This is a genomic window from Streptomyces sp. HUAS CB01 (assembly GCF_030406905.1).
Classification (GTDB): domain Bacteria; phylum Actinomycetota; class Actinomycetes; order Streptomycetales; family Streptomycetaceae; genus Streptomyces; species Streptomyces chengbuensis.
The window spans coordinates 655,139-675,224 of the sequence record NZ_CP129137.1; the positions used below are offsets into that span (position 1 = coordinate 655,139).

General features: G+C 73.5%; 16 protein-coding genes. 3 read left to right on the forward strand and 13 right to left on the reverse strand.

Annotation, left to right across the window (positions count from 1 at the left end):
* Positions 1 to 15: 15 nt before the first annotated feature.
* The 13 genes from hypF to QRN89_RS03065 all read right to left on the reverse strand — a co-directional run bounded on the left by hypF (position 16) and on the right by QRN89_RS03065 (position 13,211).
* On the reverse strand, positions 16 to 2,472 hold the full coding sequence (gene hypF / locus QRN89_RS03010) for a carbamoyltransferase HypF (protein ID WP_290347779.1): 2,457 nt from the start codon (positions 2,470 to 2,472) through the stop codon (positions 16 to 18).
* Complete coding sequence (gene hypB, locus QRN89_RS03015) at positions 2,469 to 3,164, reverse strand: hydrogenase nickel incorporation protein HypB (protein ID WP_290347780.1); 696 nt, start codon at positions 3,162 to 3,164, stop codon at positions 2,469 to 2,471. The genes hypF and hypB overlap by 4 nt, the downstream gene beginning before the upstream one ends.
* A gap of 3 nt (positions 3,165 to 3,167) precedes the next feature.
* Entirely contained in the window at positions 3,168 to 3,560 is a 393-nt protein-coding gene (gene hypA / locus QRN89_RS03020; RefSeq protein WP_290347781.1) for a hydrogenase maturation nickel metallochaperone HypA, read from the reverse strand.
* 504 nt (positions 3,561 to 4,064) lie between these two features.
* On the reverse strand, positions 4,065 to 4,172 hold the full coding sequence (locus tag QRN89_RS35770; RefSeq protein ID WP_384067317.1) for a DUF6893 family small protein: 108 nt from the start codon (positions 4,170 to 4,172) through the stop codon (positions 4,065 to 4,067).
* Positions 4,173 to 4,183: 11 nt separating this feature from the next.
* Positions 4,184 to 4,714, reverse strand: a complete 531-nt coding sequence (locus QRN89_RS03025) for a hydrogenase maturation protease (protein ID WP_290347782.1) — start codon at positions 4,712 to 4,714, stop codon at positions 4,184 to 4,186.
* On the reverse strand, positions 4,711 to 6,120 hold the full coding sequence (locus QRN89_RS03030; RefSeq protein ID WP_290347783.1) for a hypothetical protein: 1,410 nt from the start codon (positions 6,118 to 6,120) through the stop codon (positions 4,711 to 4,713). The genes QRN89_RS03025 and QRN89_RS03030 overlap by 4 nt, the downstream gene beginning before the upstream one ends.
* Positions 6,117 to 6,758, reverse strand: coding sequence for a DUF6084 family protein (locus QRN89_RS03035; RefSeq protein WP_290347784.1), 642 nt, complete (start codon positions 6,756 to 6,758; stop codon positions 6,117 to 6,119). Before QRN89_RS03035 ends, QRN89_RS03030 begins: the two co-directional genes overlap by 4 nt.
* Positions 6,755 to 7,420 (reverse strand): DUF5947 family protein, encoded by a 666-nt coding sequence (locus tag QRN89_RS03040; RefSeq protein WP_290347785.1) that lies wholly within the window; start codon positions 7,418 to 7,420, stop codon positions 6,755 to 6,757. Before QRN89_RS03040 ends, QRN89_RS03035 begins: the two co-directional genes overlap by 4 nt.
* Positions 7,417 to 8,004 carry a NifU-related iron-sulfur-binding protein gene (locus tag QRN89_RS03045; protein WP_290347786.1) on the reverse strand — a complete coding sequence of 196 codons (588 nt, stop codon included), beginning with the start codon at positions 8,002 to 8,004 and terminating at the stop codon, positions 7,417 to 7,419. The genes QRN89_RS03040 and QRN89_RS03045 overlap by 4 nt, the downstream gene beginning before the upstream one ends.
* The gene (locus tag QRN89_RS03050) at positions 8,001 to 9,779 is read right to left on the reverse strand and encodes a nickel-dependent hydrogenase large subunit (protein WP_290347787.1); all 1,779 of its coding nucleotides are present in this window, start codon (positions 9,777 to 9,779) and stop codon (positions 8,001 to 8,003) included. The genes QRN89_RS03045 and QRN89_RS03050 overlap by 4 nt, the downstream gene beginning before the upstream one ends.
* Positions 9,780 to 9,852: 73 nt before the next feature.
* Positions 9,853 to 10,947: an NADH-quinone oxidoreductase subunit B family protein gene (locus tag QRN89_RS03055; protein WP_290347788.1), complete on the reverse strand. Its 1,095-nt coding sequence runs from the start codon at positions 10,945 to 10,947 to the stop codon at positions 9,853 to 9,855.
* A 55-nt stretch (positions 10,948 to 11,002) separates the two neighbouring features.
* Complete coding sequence (locus QRN89_RS03060) at positions 11,003 to 12,712, reverse strand: hydrogenase maturation protein (RefSeq protein WP_290347789.1); 1,710 nt, start codon at positions 12,710 to 12,712, stop codon at positions 11,003 to 11,005.
* Between the two features lie 208 nt (positions 12,713 to 12,920).
* Positions 12,921 to 13,211, reverse strand: coding sequence for a hypothetical protein (locus QRN89_RS03065; protein WP_290347790.1), 291 nt, complete (start codon positions 13,209 to 13,211; stop codon positions 12,921 to 12,923).
* 140 nt (positions 13,212 to 13,351) lie between these two features.
* On the opposite strand from QRN89_RS03065, the gene QRN89_RS35540 reads away from it, so the two are divergent.
* The 3 genes from QRN89_RS35540 (at position 13,352) to QRN89_RS03085 (ending at position 19,990) form a co-directional block, all read left to right on the forward strand.
* The gene (locus QRN89_RS35540; protein ID WP_356948602.1) at positions 13,352 to 16,480 is read left to right on the forward strand and encodes a Tm-1-like ATP-binding domain-containing protein; all 3,129 of its coding nucleotides are present in this window, start codon (positions 13,352 to 13,354) and stop codon (positions 16,478 to 16,480) included.
* The gene (locus QRN89_RS03080; RefSeq protein ID WP_290347791.1) at positions 16,477 to 17,157 is read left to right on the forward strand and encodes a hypothetical protein; all 681 of its coding nucleotides are present in this window, start codon (positions 16,477 to 16,479) and stop codon (positions 17,155 to 17,157) included. Before QRN89_RS35540 ends, QRN89_RS03080 begins: the two co-directional genes overlap by 4 nt.
* A 118-nt stretch (positions 17,158 to 17,275) precedes the next feature.
* The gene (locus QRN89_RS03085; RefSeq protein WP_290353553.1) at positions 17,276 to 19,990 is read left to right on the forward strand and encodes a SpoIIE family protein phosphatase; all 2,715 of its coding nucleotides are present in this window, start codon (positions 17,276 to 17,278) and stop codon (positions 19,988 to 19,990) included.
* Positions 19,991 to 20,086 lie beyond the last annotated feature (96 nt).

Consider the following 20,086-nt stretch of genomic DNA (forward strand, 5'->3'; position numbering starts at 1 on the left):
CTGTGTACCGCCGCGTCATCCGGCGTCTCCTGCGGCCCGGGCGGCCACGACGAGCTGGCCGAGCGCCAGCCCTCCGTCGTTCGGCGGGATCCGGTGGTGGCGCAGTACGGTGAAGCCGTCCGCCCGAAGCCCCGCGGCGCACTCCGAGGAGAGCACCACGTTGGCGAACACTCCCCCGGACAGCGCCACGGTCTCCAGCCCGTGCCGCTCGCGTGCCATGGCGCAGACCCTGCGGACGAGCGCGGCCACCGCGGCGTGGAAGCGCCCGGCGATCACGGACGCCGGGAGGCCCGCGCGCACGTCGTCGACGACGGCCGCGAGAACGGGTGCGGGATCGGCGGTCACCGCGGCGGAGGGGCCGCCCGCTGGACGCAGCCCGAAGGCGTAGGGCTCGCCGTACGCGCCGCCGGCCCGGACCGCGGCCGCTTCGAGTTCGATCGCCGCCTGGGCCTCGTAACCCGCCGTGTGGCACACACCCGCGAGGGAGGAGACCGCGTCGAAGAGCCTGCCCATGCTGGAGGTGGGGACGCAGTTGAGGTTTCGCTCCAACTGCTGCCGCAGCAGCGGCAGTTCCTGCTCGGGGCAGGCCGCGGTGCAGGGCAGGTCGCCGCTCCAGGCGATGCCTGCCGCGCGCAGATGGGCCAGGGCCATGCGGTACGGGCGCTGCACGGCCGCGTCCCCGCCGGGCAGCGGGACGTAGCCGAGGTGGGCGTAGCGGTGGAAGCCGTCGTAGTCGGCGAGCAGGATCTCGCCGCCCCACACGGCGCCGTCGTCCCCGTAGCCGGTGCCGTCGAAGGCGACCCCGATCACGGGGCGGCCGCCGTCCAGGCCGTGTTCGGCCATGGTGGAGGCGATGTGCGCGTGGTGGTGCTGGACGTGGACGACCGGCCGGCCCTCGGCGTTGTGGTGGGCCCACCGGGCGGAGCGGTATCCGGGGTGCCGGTCCGCGGCGAGCAGCTCGGGCCGCACTCCCGTGATCTCCTCCAGCTGCTCCTCCGCGCAGGCGAAGGCGTGCTGGGTGGCGAGGTCGTCCATGTCGCCGATGTGCGCGGACAGCCAGGCCTTGCGGTCCCTGCCCAGACAGAAGGTGTTCTTGAGGTCTCCGCCCACCGCGAGGACGGGGGGCACCGGCAGGGGCAGGGTGACCGGCAGCGGGGCGTGCCCCCGGGAGCGGCGGAACGTGAGGACTTCCCCGTCGCAGACGCGCACCACCGAGTCGTCGCAGGGTACGTGGATGGGGCGGTCGTGCAGCAGCCAGGCGTCGGCCAGGTCCGCCAGCCGCGCCAGCGCCTCCCCGTCGTCGGTGACGATCGGCTCCCCCGCCACGTTGCCGCTGGTCATGACGAGGAGCCGGGGGCCGGCGTGCTCCTCGCCCGGCAGTCCGAGCAGCAAATGGTGCAGGGGTGTGTACGGAAGCATCACCCCGAGGTCCGGGCTGCCCGGTGCGACGCCCTCCACCGGGCGCGGGGCTCCGGGCGGGGCGTCCAGGGGCGTCGTGCGGCGACGCATCAGGACGATGGGGCGGACCGCGCCGGTGAGCAGTTCCCGCTCCTCGGCGCCGCAGTGGACCAGGGGCTCGATGTCCTCGATCTCCCTGGCCATCAGGGCGAAGGGTTTGTCGCCGCGGGCCTTCCGGCGCCGCAGCAGTGCCACTGCGCCCTTGTTGGTCGCGTCGCAGGCGAGGTGGTAGCCGCCGAGGCCCTTCACCGCCAGGATCGCCCCGTCGGACAGCAGTTCGCGGGCCTCGCGGACCGGGTCGGCGACGACCGGGCCGCCGAGGCTGCGGTCGTTGGGGTCGGGCGCGACCACGTGCCGGGGGCGGAGCCCGGGTGCGGCGGGAGCCACGATCATCCGCAGCCGCGGTCCGCAGGAAGGGCAGGCGACGGGCTGGGCGTGGAAGCGCCGGTCGCCAGGGTCGGCGTACTCCCGGGCGCAGTCGGGGCACATCGGGAAGTCGGCCATCGTCGTGTGTTCACGGTCGTAGGGCAGGCCCGTGACGATGGTGAAGCGCGGACCGCAGTGCGTACAGGTGATGAAGGGGTGCCGATGGCGGCGGTCGGCCGGATCGGCCAGCTCGCGCAGGCAGTCGGCGCACGTGGCGGTGTCGGGCGAGACCAGGGTGCGGACGGGGCCGTTGTGGTCCGACGCGACGATGAGGAACCCGCTGTCTCCGGTGGCGGGGACCTCCTGGTCGTGGACGGACTCGACGAGCGCGAGGGGCGGGGCCTCCTCGGCGATCCGGGCGCAGAAGCGGGCCACGGCGAGCGGTGCGCCCTCGACCTCGGCGACGACACCGTCGCCGGTGTTGGTCACATGGCCCGTCAGGTCCAGTCCCGTGGCGAGGTTGTGGAGGAACGGGCGGAAGCCGACTCCCTGCACCACACCCCGCACGGTGACCCGCCGCCGTTGGACGGACGCGGGGGCGACGCGCCCGGGCCGGGAGGCGGCCGGGCCCGGCGCGGAGGTGGTCATGCCCGGGCCTGTGCCATCACCGGCATGTGGACCGCGGTTCCTTCGGCCGCGGCCAGTGCCCGGTCGAGCAGCGCTCCCGTGCCGGCGCCGGTGCGGGCGGAGGTGAGGACCACGTCCACGCCCGGGTTGACCTGCTCGACGTTGGCGCGGAAGGCGGCCTCGTCGAAGCCGACGGCCTCCGCGATGTCGGTCTTGGTGACGATCACGAGGTGGGCGAGGCCGAAGGCCGTGGGGTACTTCAGCGGCTTGTCCTCGCCCTCGGTGACGGAGGCCAGCACCACCCTGAGCGCCTCGCCGAGGTCGTACGAGGCGGGGCAGACGAGGTTGCCGACGTTCTCGACGAAGACCAGCCGGGTGTCCTCGGCCAGCCAGCCGTGGAGGTGTCCGGCGAGCATGTCGGCCTCGAGGTGACAGAGCCCGTCGGTGAGCACCTGCTTGACGGGCAGTCCGGAACGGGCGAGGCGTACGGCGTCGTTCTCCGTGGCGAGGTCGGCCGTCAGGGCCGCGGCCGTGACGCCCCGTTCCCGTGCCAGCAGCAGTTCGGCCTCGAGCAGGGCGGTCTTGCCGCTGCCGGGGCTGGAGAGCACGTTGACGACGGTCGTGCCGCGCGCGGCCAGTTCCTTGCGCAGGACCTCGGCTGTCGCGTCGTTCTTGGCCAGGACCGCCTGCTGCAGGTCGACAACACGGCACATGGGTCAGCCCTCCTCGGAGATCGGTTCGCGGACCCGTGGGTCCGCGGGGTCGTCGTGCCACTCCACGGCGGCGATGCGCAGCTCGCGGCCGGAGACGAGTTCCGCGGTGGCCCGGTCGCACACCGGGCAGATCAGCCGCGGCGGCATGCCCACCGCCCACTCGTCGTCGCACGACGCGCAGCGGGCGCGGCCGGGGACGGTCTCGGTGACGAGTTCGGCGCCCTCCACGACGGTGCCGGCGCAGGCCAGTCCGAAGGAGAAGGCGAGCGCGTCGGGGACCACTCCGGCCAGCTCGCCGATCCGCAGGCGCACGGTGCGCACCGCGGTGGCGCCGTGCGACCGCGCCGCCTCCTCGACCTGGTCGACGACGGCGAGCGCGATGGACATCTCGTGCATCGGTCTCCGTCCTGCGCGGCGGTGGCCCGTTGCGCCCGGGGGCGGGCGTGGCCGTGCCCATTACAGGGGCGCCCGCCGGGCCGCTCCGACCGGCGCGCCGACGGTGCCCGGTCGCGTCCGCCGTTCGGTGCAGTGGTCGCGGGGGCGGGCTGCCGTCACCTCTCACGGCTCCGGCTGCGCCGCGCCGTGGGCGGGGCTCGCGCGGGTCGCAACACGCGGCCGGATGCAGGGGTGCGGCGCCGGGCGGGTCGCGCCGTGGGCGGGTCACGGACTCGTACCCAGGACGCCGGCGGGGCGGGCCCAGCAGGTCACGGCGCAGGCCGGGATGCCGGGGGTCGCGCCGCACGACGCGGCTCCCCTGGGGTCGCTGGGTCACGGCACGCACCCCGGATCGCGGCGCGCGGGGACGGACCCGAGCGCGTCACGGCGCACGGCCGCGATGCCGGGAACGCCTGCGTGCGTGGCACGTACCCGGCGTCACGTCGTGCGGGTCACCTCGTGCGGTCACATCCTGCGGATGCGCAGATAGCGCCGGATGTCCGGGAGGAATCCCCTGACGAGCGCGACGAACGCGGTGGCGGCGGCCGCGCCGCCGATGACCTTCTTGTTCATGGGTGTGCTCCTCATGTGAGGCCGGTTCCTGCCGGGGCTGACTGGTGCACCAGGTCCGTGATCATGCGAACCGCTCCGGGTACGGCGGCGGCGACCCGCGGGCTGAGTCCGATGCCCTCCTCGACGGAGGCGGGCTCGCAGCCGACGACGAGGACGCGGCGGGGCGCTGCCGCGCCGGTACCGGCACAGAGCGTGTCCATCAGGGCCAGGACGGCGTCGGGGGACATCCGGTGGCCGTCGAGGGCGACGGCGTCCGCGGGCGCGCCGGTGCCGCGGCCGGGCTCCGGCTCGATGAGGTAGAGCGTGCCGGGTTCGCCGCCGCGGGCCGTCGCGTCGACCAGGACGAGGGTGTCGTAGCCGTCCAGCAGCCGGTAGGCGAGGTGGACGCCGCGGATGCCGATGTCCGCGACCTCGACGTGGTCCGGCAGCGGCAGGCCGGTCAGCGCGCGCACGGTCTCGACGCCGAAGCCGTCGTCGCCGAGGAAGATGTTGCCGACGCCGGCGACGAGGGTGCGGGTGCGGTCCTGTGCGGGGCCGTTCACACGGTCTCCAGGGGTTCGACCTCGTCGGGCTGGAAGTAGAGGAAGCGTCCCTGTTCACGGCGGATGTCCGCGCCGGGGTCGCCCTCGACGGTCACCGCGATGTGCACACCCCCGTCGACGTCGTGCAGCACGGCCTCGACCAGGGCGGTGCGTCCGTGCAGGAACAGGTCCTGCGCGTCGCTGTGGCGCAGCCCGGGCCGCAGCACGACGCGGCTTCCCGAGCCGACGGGGACGCCGTCCACCGTGACCCGGTCGTTCTCCGGGTCGACGCTCGTGTCGCCGCCCGGGTCCCACCAGGGGGTGTCCGGGCGGGCGGTGCCGTGGCCGGGTGGGTCCTCGTGCGGCGCGGGTGCGGTGACCTCCCGCAGGCTGCGCACCGCGCCGTGCAGTCGCTCCAGCACCTCCGCGGGCATGGTGTCGGCCAGTTCGATGACCGCGGCGGCCCGCTCGTCGGTGCCCCTGGCCTCGCGCTTCTCCTCGTCGGTGAGGGCCGCGGTGCGCAGGGCGAGGATCTCGTCGATCTCGGTGGCGTCGTACAGGGCGCCGGGGCTCTCCGGTGCGATGGCCGGATGGTCCTCGAGGATGATCGGCGACGACAGCACCAGGTCGGTGACGCCGGGTTCGCCGGCGAGCACGGGCCAGGTGTGGAGGTTCCGGCAGGCGGCGACGGCGCCCTTGGCCCACTCCGGCGGGTCGGTCATGGACAGGAACGAGCCGCGGTCGAGACAGAGCAGCAGATGGCTGGCGACGAGCGAGTACGGCAGGGCCGCGTCGCGGTCCCCGCCGGGCTCCGGCACCCAGTCGCCGGTGTTCTCCACGACGGCCGTGAGCCGCATCGTCCGGTAGGGGCCGTCGAGTTCGGCGGCGGACAGCCGTACGGCGCCGCTGACCTCCTCCCGGCGGCGCAGGAGCCGGCCGACGGTGCGGCCCTCGCCGTCCAGGACCGGTTCGGTCTCCTCACGGGCCGGGCGGGTGAAGGGGAAGGAGACGCCCTCGCCCGCCAGGTCGGCGACGGGCACGGTCAGTTCGACGCGTTCCTCCACGCCCTCGTCCCAGGGGACCAGGACCCGGTCCTCCAGGTGGAGTTCGCGGACCGTCTCGAACCCGCCGTCCTCGGCCGCCCGCTGGACGGTGCGCCGCTGGGCGTGCAGGAACCGGAGCTCGACCGCGAGGTCCGCGCCGGGCCGGGGCTCCATCAGGCATTCGGTGTGCTGGAACTCGTGCTCCTCGCAGCGTGCGCTCCACGCGGGCGGCACGAGCACCCCGAACTGCCAGCGCAGCCGGTTCTTGGCCGCCGAGGCGCGGTACGGGTACAGGACGTAGCCCTCGAACAGGACCGCGTCGGCGACGTGGCGCGCGGTGGCGAGCCGGGCCTCGGTCTCGGGGGTGAAGACGGCCGTGGTCATGGGGCCGTCCTGTCGCCGGACGCGTCGAGGAGGGCCTCGACGGTGGACTCCCAGGAGGGCAGGGCCCGCCGCGAGCGGAAGGCGAGGAGGGCGTCCATGGTCTCCCTGGGCAGCCGGATCCAGCCGCAGCCCGGGAAGTGCTGGTCGACCATCTCCTGCCAGACCTTCACCGGCATCCGGAACGCGGCTTCCCGGTCCCAGGGCACCGGTTCGACGTGGAATCCGCCCGCTCCGGTGAAGGCGGTGCCGGAGAAGAGCATCAGCAGCGGCACCTCGCCCTCGGACAGGGCGCGGGCGTAGCGGGTCGCGGCGACGTCCATGTCGTACGTGCACGGCACGGGCAGTTCGGTCTCGGTCTCGCCGGTGAAGCCGGGCACCATGTGGGAGACCTGGGCGAACTGCACCGGGTGCATCGAGCTGCCCCAGCGCGAGCGTTCGCCGAACAGGTCCTTCAGGCCGTCGGCCTCGGGGTCGGCGTAGCCGCGCCGGGCCGGTTCGATGCGCAACTGGCAGCGCAGGGCGAGGGCGTGGACGCGGGTCCCGGGTGTCGCGGTGATGCGCAGCCGGAAGACGAGCGTCGGGCCCGCCGCGTACGGATCGGCCCGCACGTCCGTGCAGTGGAAGGTGAATTCGGTCATGCCCTGCTCCCCCGGAGCGGTGTGGCCTGCTGTCGTACGCGGTCGAAGAAGGCGTCGAGTTCGGCGCGGGCCTGGGGGCCTCCGTCGAAGCCGTGCCAGGTGAGACGCATCCGGCCGACGAGTTCGTAGGCGGTGTCGACCGGGACGAGATGGCACTCGGTGCTGCCGCCGGAGCGGCGCAGCAGCAGTGCCTCCACGTCGGGTTCGAGCATCCCGGCCAGTTCGGTCGCGGCGAGCACCGTCTCCCAGGACGACGGTTCCGGCTCGCTCTCGGTGGCGCCGGCCGGGCTCGGGTAGAGCGCGACGGGCCGCGCGAGCGCGGAGTTGTGGAAGAAGAAGGCGACGCTCACGGGGATCCGCAGCAGTTCCCAGGTGGTGTCGTCGACGCGGTGCCCGGGGTCGGTGAGGTGGCGCGAGGGCACGGCCCGGAAGCGTCCCTGTGACGAGCCGGGCCGGTCGAGGAGCTGGGTGCACGGACCGCAGGCGCAGGCCAGGGCCCTCTTCTCGATGTCCACCAGATGCCGGTGACGTGCGTCGGGGAGCGCCGCGCCGCACAGTTCGCAGCGCTCCTCGCGGGGCGGCCGGGGCGCCGTGAAACGGCGCAGTCCGCGCGGGCCCGGGGCGGGCCGCTTCCGCCCCGGACCCGTCGGGACCGCGCTCACGTCGCCGTGGCCGGCGTCCGGCCCGCTGCGGAAGCGTCGCCGGGCGGGCCGGCGCCGATCTGCAGCAGGGCGGGTTCACGGGTGACGGGGTGGAGTTCCACGGCGGTCACCTCCGGCGCGAAGCACGCGAGTGCCTCGACGGCCGCCTGCCGCGCGACCTCCTGGGTGCTGGGGCAGCCGCATCCGGTGGAGCCGGTGAGGCGGAGCCGCAGGACGCCGGTGGCCTCCTCGAAGCCGGCCGATTCGAGGGAGTGCCGGACTCCGCGCAGTGCGCGGGCGATCCGGGTGGGCACGTCCTCGGGGTGCAGGTCGTGCAGGACCAGCAGGCTGCTGACGAGTTCGTCGCCGAGCAGGGGAGCGAGCGGCGCCGGGGGCTGTCCCCCGGCGGGTACGGCCTCGGCGGGGCGGGCCAGCAGTTCGACGGTCCTGGCCAGCCCGGCGCCGTAGAAGTCCATGAGGACGCGGACGAGTTCCTCGGCGGCGGCGCACGCCTGCTCGTCGCCGCCGGCGGCCAGCCGGTCGAGGATCTCCTCGACCCGCCGGCCCGCCTGCTCCGCGCTGACCGTGCCGGTGACCGGGCTCATCCGCCGAGACCGCTCAGTCCGGTGGGCACGTGCATCGACTTCACGGTCCGGCCGTCGCCGACGTACATGTGGACGCCGCACGGCAGGCACGGGTCGAAGCTGCGGACGGCCCGCATGATGTCGATGCCCTTGAAGTTCTCCGGGGAGTTCTCCTCGAAGATGGGCGTGTTCTGCACCGCGTCCTCGTACGGGCCGGGGGTGCCGTAGGTGTCGCGGGTGCTCGCGTTCCACGGGGTCGGCGGGTACGGGTGGTAGTTGGCGATCTTGCCGTCCCTGATGACCATGTGGTGGGAGAGGACGCCCCGGACGGCCTCGGTGAAGCCGACGCCGATGGACTCGTCGGGCACGTCGAACTTCTCCCAGGTCTGGCTGCGTCCGGCGCGGACCTCCTCGAGGCCCTTCTCGGCGAAGTGCAGCGCGACGGCGGCGGAGTAGGCCTGGAAGTACGTGCGGGCGCGGTTGCGCTCCAGCGCGTTGCTCCACTGCGGGATCTTCCACTCGAAGGTGGTCTCCGGCTTCGTGAGCGAGCGCGGCAGGTTGATGACGACGCTGTGCCCGGTGGCCTTGACGTAGCCGATGTCGACGAGGCCGGAGAGCGCGGTGGACCACAGCCGGGCGATGGGGCCGCCGCCGGTGTCGAGGGGCAGGTACTCCTTGCCGTCGAACCAGCGCGGGGACATGACCCAGCTGTACTTGTCGTCGAAGTTCCGCTTCTGCGGCGCGGGGATGGTGTGCTGGTTCCACGGGTGGCGCGGGTCGACCGGGTTGCCGAGCGGGTCGCGGGTGACGAACTGCTCCTGGCCCTCCCAGTCCTCGTAGTACGAGCTGCCGAGCAGGATCCGGATGCCGAGGTTGATCTGGGTGAGGTCGTTGGTGACCAGCTTGCCGTCCACGACGACGCCCGGGGTGACGAACATCCTCCGTCCCCAGTCGGTCATGTTGGCGTAGGTGAAGTCGCAGTACTCGGGGTCGTTCAGGGCGCCCCAGCAGCCGAGCAGCACCCGCCGGCGGCCGACCTCCTCGTAGCCGGGCAGGGCCTCGTAGAAGAAGTCGAACAGGTCGTCGTGGAGCGGGACGACGCGCTTCATGAACTCGACGTACCGCATGAGGCGGGACATGTAGTCCGTGAAGAGCTGTACGGAGGCGACCGTGCCGACGCCACCCGGGTAGAGCGTGGAGGGGTGCACATGGCGGCCCTCCATCAGGCAGAACATCTCCCGGGTGTAGCGGCTGACCTGGAGGGCCTCGCGGTAGAACTCGCCCTCCAGCGGGTTCAGCGAGCGCATGATGTCCGCGATGGTGCGGTAGCCGTGCTCCGCGGCGTGCGGGGCCTCGGTGCGCTCGGCGAGCTCCAGGACACCGGGATTCGTCTCGCGGACCATCTTCTCGCAGTAGTCGACCCCGACCAGGTTCTCCTGGAAGATGTTGTGGTCGAACATGTACTCGGCGGACTCGCCGAGGTTGATGATCCATTCACCGAGGTGCGGCGGCTTCACCCCGTACGCCATGTTCTGCGCGTAGACCGAGCACGTCGCGTGGTTGTCACCGCAGATGCCGCAGATGCGGCTGGTGATGAAGTGCGCGTCGCGCGGGTCCTTGCCCCGCATGAAGACGCTGTAGCCGCGGAAGACCGACGAGGTGCTGTAGCACTCGGCGACCCGCTTCTGCTTGAAGTCGATCTTGGTGTGGATGCCGAGACTGCCCACGATCCGGGTGATCGGATCCCAGGACATCTCCACCAGGCCGTCGCCGGCCGCTTGTGTCTTCGGTGCCATCGTGTGTGCGGTGCCCTTCTTCACGTCTTCACGTCGTCGAGCAGGAGGGGGTGTCGCCGTCCCGGAGGGTGGGTCACATGGGCCACGGGGGCCGGTAACCGGTGGTGATCTTGTCGCCCGTGTGCCGCCACTTGGGCTCCTTGTCCACCGTCCTGGCCGTGATGCTGCGGAGCCTGCGGATCACGGCGCCGTAGGCGCCGCTGGCCGTGCTGGAGAGCTTGCCGCCGGGCGGCTCGTCCATGAACGGCATGAACTTGTCGGGGAAGCCCGGCATGGTGCAGGCGATGCAGATGCCGCCCACGTTGGGGCAGCCGCCGATGCCGTTCATCCACCCGCGCTTGGGCACGTTGCACTTGACGACGGGGCCCCAGCAGCCGATCTTCACGAGGCACTCGGGCGAGTCGTACGTCTCGGCGAACTGGCCCTGCTCGTAGTAGCCCGCCCGGTCGCACCCCTCGTGCACGGTCTGCCCGAACAGCCAGGTGGGGCGGAGCTTGTCGTCGAGCGGGATCATCGGCGCGGAGCCGGCAGCCTGGTAGAGCAGGTACGTCAGCGTCTCCGCGAAGTTGTCCGGCTGGATCGGGCAGCCGGGGACGCACACGATGGGGATGCCCGCCGTGGACTTCCAGTCCCAGCCGAGGTAGTCGGGCACGCCCATGGCACCGGTGGGGTTGCCGGCCATGGCGTGGATGCCGCCGTACGTGGCGCAGGTGCCGATCGCCACCACGGCGAGGGCGCGGGGAGCCAGCCGGTCGATCCACTCGCTGGTCGTGATGGGCTGGCCGGTCTCGGGGTCGTCGCCGAAGCCGCACCAGTACCCCTCCTGCTTGATCGACTCATTGGGCACGGAACCCTCGATGACGAGCACGAACGGGTCGATCTCCCCGCGCTCCCCCTTGAAGAACCACTCGATGAAGGTGTCGGCGCCGCCCACCGGACCGCACTCGAAGTCGATCAGCGGCCAGTGGACCTGGATCTTCGGCAGACCCGGCAGGGCACCGAGGGCGATCTCCTCGATGCTCGGCTGCATGGCGGCGGTCAGCGCGACCGAGTCGCCGTCGCAGCTCAGGCCGGCGTTGATCCAGAGGATATGGATCGGCTTGTCCTCGGCCGCGGCCGCGCCGGACGAGGCCGCGGCGTCGACCGTGGTCGGCGTTCCTGCATCCATGAGGCGTCTCCTGGGGATACGTGACAAAAGACCCGTACCGGGCCTTCGTCCCTTGCTAACAGGCGGCCGTTCCGGCTGCCACCGCGGCGTCCTCCGGCCGGGTGCCCGCCGGTGACTCCTTCCGGACGAAGGCCCGCCGCAGCCGGTGGTAGGGCGCGGCCGGGTCCGAGAAGGTCCGCAGCATCCGGGCCAGCTCGTCCTCGCGGTACGCGGCCAGGGGACGTGCCGCCTCGTCGCGCTCCCGCGCGGCCTTCTTGGCGGCGATCCGGGACTGGGTCGAGGGATTCGGGGCGAGCCGTGCCGCCATCCGGGTGACCTCGCCGGCGAACTCCTCGGGGCCGCACTCGACGACCCTGTCGACCAGGCCGTGGCGGAGCGCGGCGGTCGCGGTCACCGGCAGGGCCTGCGAGGTGAGGCGTTCGGCCATGGGGCCGCCCACGCGGCGGGGCAGGGAGTAGGTCCAGTACTCCGAGCCGTACAGGCCCATGAGCCGGTAGTGGGGGTTGAGGACGGAACCCGCGCGGCACCAGACCTCGTCGGCGGCCAGCGCGAGCATGACCCCGCCCGCGGCCGCGTTGCCGCCGACGGCGGCCACCACGAGCCGGTCCGTGGTGGTCAGCACGGCCTCCACGAGATCGTCCATGGCGTTGATGTTGGCCCAGGACTCGGCCGCGGGGTCGGCGGCGGCCTCGATGACGTTGAGGTGGATGCCGTTGGAGAAGAAGTCCCGGGCCGCCCCGATGACCAGCACCGAGGTGGGCCGGGAGCAGGCCACCCGGTAGGCGTCGAGCAGCCGCTCGCAGTGTCCGGTGCTCATCGCGCCGCCGGGGAAGGAGAACGACAGCACCCCGACCGGCCCCTCCTCCCGGTAGCGGATGTCGCTCCAGGTACGGCGGTGTTCGCCGAGACCGAGGGGTGCGGGGAGGTCGGGGAGCAGCGGCAGCCGGTCCCCCAGCGCCAGGGTGGCGGGCAGTTTGACGCCGGGCCGTCCCCCGGCGTCACGGCGGCGGCGCAGTTCGGGGATCCACACGGCGCCGTCCACGGTCGCCCGGCACAGCGCGCCGGCCCGGGTGGCCAGCAGCTCACCGGGACGGCCGCGCAGCTGGTCCTCCGGGTGGCCGCCGTGGAGGAACCACTCGCCGTCCAGCAGTTCGTCGAGCACTCCCGGCTGCGAGTCGGCGGCCCGCAGCTTGCGCAGCACGGTCTCGGTGGAGTCGTCCGCCCAGGAGATGCGCCGGAGTTCCTGGCGGACGTACGGCCGGACGCCCATCCGGCCGCTCCCGGCGCTCTGCGGCCGGGGTTCGTAGGTGCCGGAGGCGAAGCGGTCGACGGCGAGCAGCACGGCGGTGACGGCGGCGTCGGAGACCTCGCCCCGGTACAGATCGCTCTTGGCGAGCGGCGGAAGGGCGACGTTCGCCGTGGCCCAGACGTCTCCGGCGTCCATCTCCCCGTCGGCCTGCAGGACGGTGACGCCCCAGACCCCGGCGTCCTCCTGGACCGCGTAGTCCAGGGACGACGGCCCTCGGTCGCCGACCGGGCCGGGGTGCACGACGAGACAGGTGTGCCGGGTCCAGACGTCCGCCGGGATGACGGTCTTCAGCATGGGGGCGAGCACGAGGCGGGGCTCGTGCCGGCGGACGGCCTCGCGCACGGCGTCTCCGTCCGGGGTGCGCTCGACGGCGACGCTGTGGCCCCGGTCCCGCAGCTCCGCGTGGACGCGCTGGGTGAGGCTGTTGTAGGCGCTGGCGATGAGCAGGATGTGCATGACGGCCTTCCACCGGATCCGGCGGCTGGCTCGTGTCGGCACGGTGGCGCCGGCTGCCCGGAGGGCCTGGCGGGACTCCGCGGACACGGTCCAGGGCCGGCGGGGAGTCCGGCCGACTGCGATGCTCCGGTACGGCGCGCGGCCGCTGGCGGCACGGAGCCGCCGGGGTCACTCGAAAGCGACCACCGGCGGGACCGATCGGCGGCGCTCAGAACGTGGTGTACCGCTCCGGCATGGGAAGTTCCACGCCGTCCAGCTCCAGGGTGCAGCCGGGCTTCATCCGGACCAGGTGCGGCTGGTGGACCCGGACGACGAAGGCGCGGGCCGGGTCGTCGGGGAGCAGGCCGTTCAGCACCGTCGTGCCCGTGCCGTGCTCCCGCCGGTACGCGATCACCTTGCCGTCGACCAGCAGCTCGATGCCCCCGGTCCGGCCCGGTCCGACGTTGACGGTGATCGAGTGGTCGCCCCGGTCGAGGTGGAAGTGGTGGTTACGCGACATGGCACACCTCCACGGTGAACGGCCAGTCCAGCCTATGTCCGCGGCCCGGTGGGTGCGCGGGGGCGCGTGCCTCCCGGAGGCAGGCGAGCGGTCCCCGAGGCACCCTTGTCGCTTTGTCGATCCCCGCGGACAGTACCAGGATGGCGATCGTCGTCCTGCTGGGCACCCTGGACACCAAAGGTCTCGAGTACGCGTGGCTGCGGGAGCGGCTGCTGCGGCACGGCGTCGAGGTGGTGGTCGTCGACGCGGGGATCGCGGGCGACCCGCGGTTGCGCGCGGACGTGCCGCGGTCCGAGGTGGCCCGGTCGGCGGGCGCGGACCTGGACCGGCTGCGGGCCGATGGCGACCGCGGCGCCGCCGTCACGACGATGGCCCGGGGCGCGGCCGCCGCCCTCCTGCGCCTGTACGAGGCCGGGCGGCTGCACGGGGTGCTGGCCCTCGGAGGCAGCGGCGGGACGTCCATCGCGACCCGCGCGATGCGCGGACTGCCCCTCGGTGTGCCGAAGCTGATGGTGTCCTCGATGGCGTCGGGCGATGTGGCCGCGTACGTCGGCTCCGCGGACATCACGATGATGCACAGCGTCGTCGACATCGCGGGGGTCAACTCGGTCTCGGCCCCGGTCCTGGCCAACGCCGTGGACGCCGTCGCCGGAATGGCGAAGGGGTTCGAGGCGGGCCCCCGGGCGCTGCGGCCGGACCTGCCGGGGACGGCCGGCAGGCCGCTGGTGGCGGCGAGCATGGCCGGCGTCACCACGCCGGGGGTCGACGCGGCACGCGAGCGGCTGACCGAACTGGGCTACGAGGTCCTCGTGTTCCACGCCAGCGGAACGGGCGGCCGCACGCTGGAGGCCCTGGCCGGGCAGGGGCTGTTCGCGGGGGTGCTGGACCTGACGCTCAGTGAGCTGGCGGACGAACTGGTCGGCGGCACCCTGACCGCCGGCCCCGACCGGCTGCGTGCCGCGGGCCTCCGGGGCACGCCGCAGGTGGTGGGGCTCGGAGCACTCGACATGGTGAAGTTCGGACCTCCGCACACCGTCCCGGAGCGGCTGCGGAACCGTGACGTGCGCGTGCACAACCCGTCCGTCACCGTGGTCCGCACGACCGCGGCCGAGTGCGCCGAGCTCGGCCGGAGCATCGCGGAGAAGCTGCGCGGAGCCTCGGGTCCGGTCGAGGTGTGCGTGCCCCTGCGCGGGCTGTCGACGCTGGGGGCGCCGGACGGGCCGTACCACGACCCTGACGCCGACGCGGCGCTGTTCGCGGCACTGCGGGAGGGGCTGCGGGGCAGTCCGGTGGAGACGGTCGACCTCCCCACGCACATCAACGACCCGTCGTTCGGGCGGACCGCCGCCGAGCGGCTGCACGGGCTGATCATCCGCGCGGGACGAACACCGGCTCAGGACGGCACACGACCGGCGGGCGGCACAGGGCGGGCGCAGGCCGCACGACCGGCGGACCGCACACGACCGGCGAACGGCACACGACCGGCGAACGGCACACGACCGGCGGGCGGCACACGACCGGCGGACCGCCGGGAACCACCCGGTACCGTACGTGTGTCTTTCGTGGGGACGACGGCGCGCGCGACGCCGGCCGAGCACTCCGGCCGCGCCCGCCGAGGGGGTGGGATGAACGCATGGACGGTCCCGGGATACACCGAGACCAGAGAACTCGGCGCGGGCGGCAGCGGACGGGTCGTGCTCGCGGTGCACGACGCCACCGGTACACCGGTGGCCGTCAAGTACCTCGCTGAGCGGCTGCGCCGGGACACCGCCTTCGTCCGCGCCTTCCGCTCGGAGGCGCGGCTGCTGAGCGAGCTCGACACCCCGCACGTGGTCCGTCTGTACGAGTACGTCGAGTGCCCCGAGGGCGCGGCCATCGTGATGGAGCTGGTCGACGGGATACCGCTGCGCGCCCTGCTGTCCAGGGAGGGCGCCACGGGCGCCGCGCCCGCCCTCGTGGTGCTCAAGGGCTCCCTGCTGGGGCTCGCGGCCGCCCACCGGGCGGGGGTGGTGCACCGCGACTACAAGCCCGAGAACGTGCTGGTGGCGCCGGACGGTTCGTCCAAACTCGTCGACTTCGGCATCGCGGCGGGCCGGGGGACGACGCCCGGGGTCGCGGGCACGCCCTCGTACATGGCGCCGGAGCAGTGGAGCGGCGGGCCGGCCTCGCCGGCCGGCGACGTGTACGCGGCGACGGCGACGTTCTTCGAATGCGTCACGGGCCGCAAGCCGTACACCGGCGAGAACTTCGCGGAGCTCGCCCTCCGGCACACGAGCGCGCCCGTACCGGTCGAGGAGGTGCCCGAGGAGCTGCGTCCGCTGATCCTGCGCGGGATGGCGAAGTCCCCGGAGGAACGGCCGGAGACCGCGGAGGCGTTCGTCGAGGAGCTGGAGGCGATCGCGTGCGCGGCCCTCGGGCCCGACTGGGAGGAGCGCGGCCGGGGTGAACTCGCCGCGCTGGCCGCGCTGTTGCCGCTGCTGCTCCCTTCGGCCGGTGCCCAGGCCGTCTCGGTCGCGGCGCGGGCGTCGACATCGCTGGGGCGCGGCCACCGGCTCGGCGGGCTGTGGCCGGACCGGCAGGGACTGTTCGCCGCGTCCCTCGCTCTCGTCCTGGGGCTGCTGCTGGTGATCGCGGCCCGGGCCGCCGGTGACGATCCGGGAAGTCCGGCGGCGCGGGCGGTCGCCACCACGAGCGCCGTACCTGCCGCGACGGGCGGAAGCTCCGGCCCCGCCTCCGCCGCGCCGACACCGTCGCCCTCGGCGGCCTCCGCGTCCCCCGGCCCCTCGCCGTCCTCCTCGGAGGCGTCGCCGACGGCGACCGTCAGCCCGTCCGGCCCTGCCTCCTCGCCCACCGGTCCCGGCCCCTCGACCGCCTCGCCGGTCACCGTCCCGGAAACGCCTCCGGTCACGTCCGAACCACCGGCGACCCCGAAGCCGCCGGAGGTCTCGGTGACGTCCGTGTCGATCGGTTCGCTGCGGCAGACGGGGACGACGACGGCCACCGCCACCGTCGAGGTCGTCACCGACGGCACCGGTCCGGTGAGCATCGCCCTGGACTGGGCGACGGCCGCGGCCAAGGGAGGTCCCGGCACCCCGGACGGCACCGACACCCTCGAGCGCAGCGGCGCGACGCGGTACACGCTCACCGTCGAGCACGTCTTCCAGAACGCCCGGGCCTGCTACTGGCGGCTCACCGCGGGCACCTCCCCCGCCGCCGCGAACGGGGGCTCGCAGCAGGAGATCCTGACGAGGAGGTGCACGATCGGATGAACGATCCGCGCCTCCCCTTCCGCGCCCCTCTCCCGTCGCCGGACGACGGTGCCCCTCCCCCGCCGCCGGACGACGGCGACTACAGCGCCACCGCGCTCGCCAGTCACTGGTCGGAGCTGCCCGACACGCCGCCGGACGCGGTCGAGGGGACGGTGCTGCGCTTCGGCCCGGGAGTCACCGCGGCAGCCCGGGAGAGGTACGAACAGGACCGCACGACCGCCGTGTGGCACACGGGCACGACGCCCGGAGCCGCACCCGCGGCCGCCGGCACCGGCCGGTCACGTGCGGCCGGGCTGCGCCGCTACGGCCTGGCGGCGCTGATCCTGCTCGCCGCCCTCCTTCTCCTCGGCTGGCAGCGGTACGGCCCCGGCCCCACCGTCCGGGGCGTCGCGGTGGACACCGACTCCGCCGGTCCCGGCTGCGACGGCACCGCCGTCGTCACGGCCGTGGTGCGCACCGACGGCCGGCCGGGCACCCTGACGTACCGCTGGGTGCGCAGCGACGGCACCGCGTCCGAGGTGCTGACGGAGCGGCTCGCCCGCGGCCAGGACCGGGCCAGGCTGCGTCTTCTGTGGACGTTCCACGGCGAGGGCGTCCACCGCGCGCGTGCCGAGCTCCGGCTCGGTTCGCCCTCGGAACACAACGCGTCCACGGAATTCACCTACACCTGCCCATGACGGGGTTTCTCCACTTTTGCGCCTCCCCGACCAAACGTTGCCGGACGTGTATGGCCCGATGGGCACAAGCGGTGCTAGAAAGGACAGCGTGATCAGGCGCTTCGACCGATTGCGGGGCGTGTCGGTTCGGCCACTGATCGGCAAACGCCCCAGGAGCGTCGCCGGGCAGGTATTCATCCTCCAGGTGGCGGTCGTGGTCCTGCTCGTTCTCGGCACGATCCTCGCCCTCGTCCTGCAGACGCGGCACGACACGGATCGTGAGGCCCGCAACCGGTCGGTCGCGGTCGCGGAATCGTTTGCGCACTCGCCCGGCCTGCTCGCCGCCCTGGACGCACCCGATCCGTCCCGCATCCTGCAGCCGATCACCGAGGAGGCGCGCAAACGCGCCGGTGTCGACTTCATCGTCGTCATGGACACCAACGGGATCCGTTACACCCATCCCCAGCCGGAGCGGATCGGGAACCGCTTCGTCGGCACGATCGAGCCGTCCCTGCGGGGCGAGGTCCTGCTGGAGAGCGTGAACGGCCCCCTGGGCAAGGAGGTCCAGGCGGTCGTCCCGGTCACCGGCCCCGACGGCAACGTCAAGGCGCTGGTCTCGGCCGGTCTGACCGTCCGCAACGTGACGGGCGCGGTGAACCGGCAGCTGCCCGTCATCCTCGGCACGGGCGCGGCGGGCCTCGCGCTGGCCACCGCGGGCACGGCGCTGGCCACCAGGCGACTGAAACGCCAGACCCACGGACTCGGCCCGGCCGAGATGACCCGTATGTACGAGCATCACGACGCCGTCCTCCACGCGGTACGGGAAGGCGTCGTCATCGTCGGCGGAAACGGCACCCTTCTGCTCGCCAACGACGAGGCCCGCCGGCTGCTGGGGCTGGGTCCCGACTCCGAGGGCCGGCCCGTGCGCGATCTGGCGGGTCTCGAACCGTCGACGGCCGCCCTGCTGGCCTCGGGCACGACCGCCACCGACGAGGTGCTGACGGCCGGGGACCGGCTGCTGGTGGTCAACCAGCGCTCCACCGACGGCCCCGGCGGTCCGCTCGGCACCGTCGCCACCATCCGCGACTCCACCGAGTTGCAGGCGCTGACCGGCCGGGCCGAGGTGGCCCGCAAGCGCCTCCAGCTGCTGTACGACGCCGGGGTGGGGATCGGCACGACCCTGGACGTCGCCCGGACGGCCGAGGAGCTGGCCGAGGTCGCCGTCCCCTCCTTCGCCGACTACGTCACCGTCGACCTCGCGGACCCCGTGCTCAACGGGGAGGAGCCGAACGGCTCCGCGGGCGAAATGCGCCGTACCGCCGTCAGCGGCATCCGCGACGACCACCCGCTCTACGAGCGCGGCAGGCTGATCGCGTTCCTGCCCTCCACACCGCAGGCCCGCGGTATGGGCACCGGGCGGGCCGAGGTCGTCCCGGACCTGTCCCGGGCGCTGGGCTGGCGCGCTCAGGACCCCGAGCGGACGAAGGCCATCGTCGAGTACGGCATCCACTCGCTCATCACCGTGCCGCTGCAGGCCCGCGGCGTCGTCCTGGGAGTCGCCAACTTCTGGCGCTCGGAGAAGCCCGGCCCCTTCGAGGAGGACGACCTGTCCCTCGCCGAGGAGCTGGTCGCCCGGGCCGCGGTGTCCGTGGACAACGCGCGCCGGTACACGCGTGAGCACGCCCTGGCCGTGACGCTCCAGCGCAGCCTCCTGCCGAGGGCGCTGCCGGAGCACAGCGCCGTCGAGGTGGCGCACCGCTATCTGCCCGCCCAGTCCGGGGTGGGCGGCGACTGGTTCGACGTGATCCCGCTGCCGGGCAGCCGGGTGGCCCTGGTGGTGGGCGACGTGGTGGGCCACGGGCTGCACGCGGCGGCGACGATGGGACGCCTGCGGACCGCGGTGCACAACTTCTCCACGCTCGATCTGCCGCCCGACGAGCTGCTGGGCCATCTCGACGATCTCGTCGGCCGCATCGACCAGGACGAGATGGGCCCCGGCGGCAGTCCCGACGGCCCGGCGATGACCGGCGCCACCTGCCTCTACGCCATCTACGACCCGGTCTCGCGGCACTGCACCATGGCCCGGGCCGGGCATCCGCCGCCGGCGCTGGTCCGCCCTGACGGCAGTGTCGAGTTCCCCGAACTCCCGGCGGGGCCGCCGCTCGGGCTCGGCGGGATGCCGTTCGAGAGCGAGGTGCTCGAGATCCCCGAGGGCACCCGGCTCGTCTTCTACACGGACGGGCTCATCGAGGACCGCACCCGCGACATCGACGTCGGAATCGAGCTGCTGCGCCGTGCCCTCGCGCACACGGACGGCACTCCGGAGCAGACCTGCCAGGGCGTGCTGGACGCGCTGCTGCCGACCCGCCCGAAGGACGACGTGGCACTGCTCATCGCCCGTACCCGCGCCCTCGGCCCGGACCGGGTGGCCGAGTGGGACGTGCCGTCGGACCCCAGCGCGGTCGCCGGGATGCGTGCCGCCGCCGTGGGGAAGCTGGCGGAGTGGGGGCTGGAGGGGATGGCGTTCGGCACCGAGCTGATCCTCAGCGAGCTGCTCACCAACGCGATCCGGTACGGCACGCAGCCGATCCGGGTGCGGCTTCTGTACGACCAGGGCCTGACCTGCGAGGTCGCCGACGGCAGCAGCACCTCACCGCACCTGCGCTATGCCGCGACGACGGACGAGGGCGGCCGCGGGCTGTTCCTGGTGGCCCAGCTGTCCGAGCGCTGGGGCACGCGGTACACCTCCGACGGCAAGATCATCTGGGCCGAGCAGCCGTTGCCGGGGGACACCCCCGACACGGAGGCGGACGGGGAAGCCCTGCTGCGGCTGTTCGACTCCGAGCTGCTCTGAGGCGCCGCGGCTCGCCCGCCCCCGGCGACGTACCCGGATTTCCGGGGGGGACTCCGGGTCGCGCTCGGCGCGCCGGCCGACCCCCCGGGTCGCCGT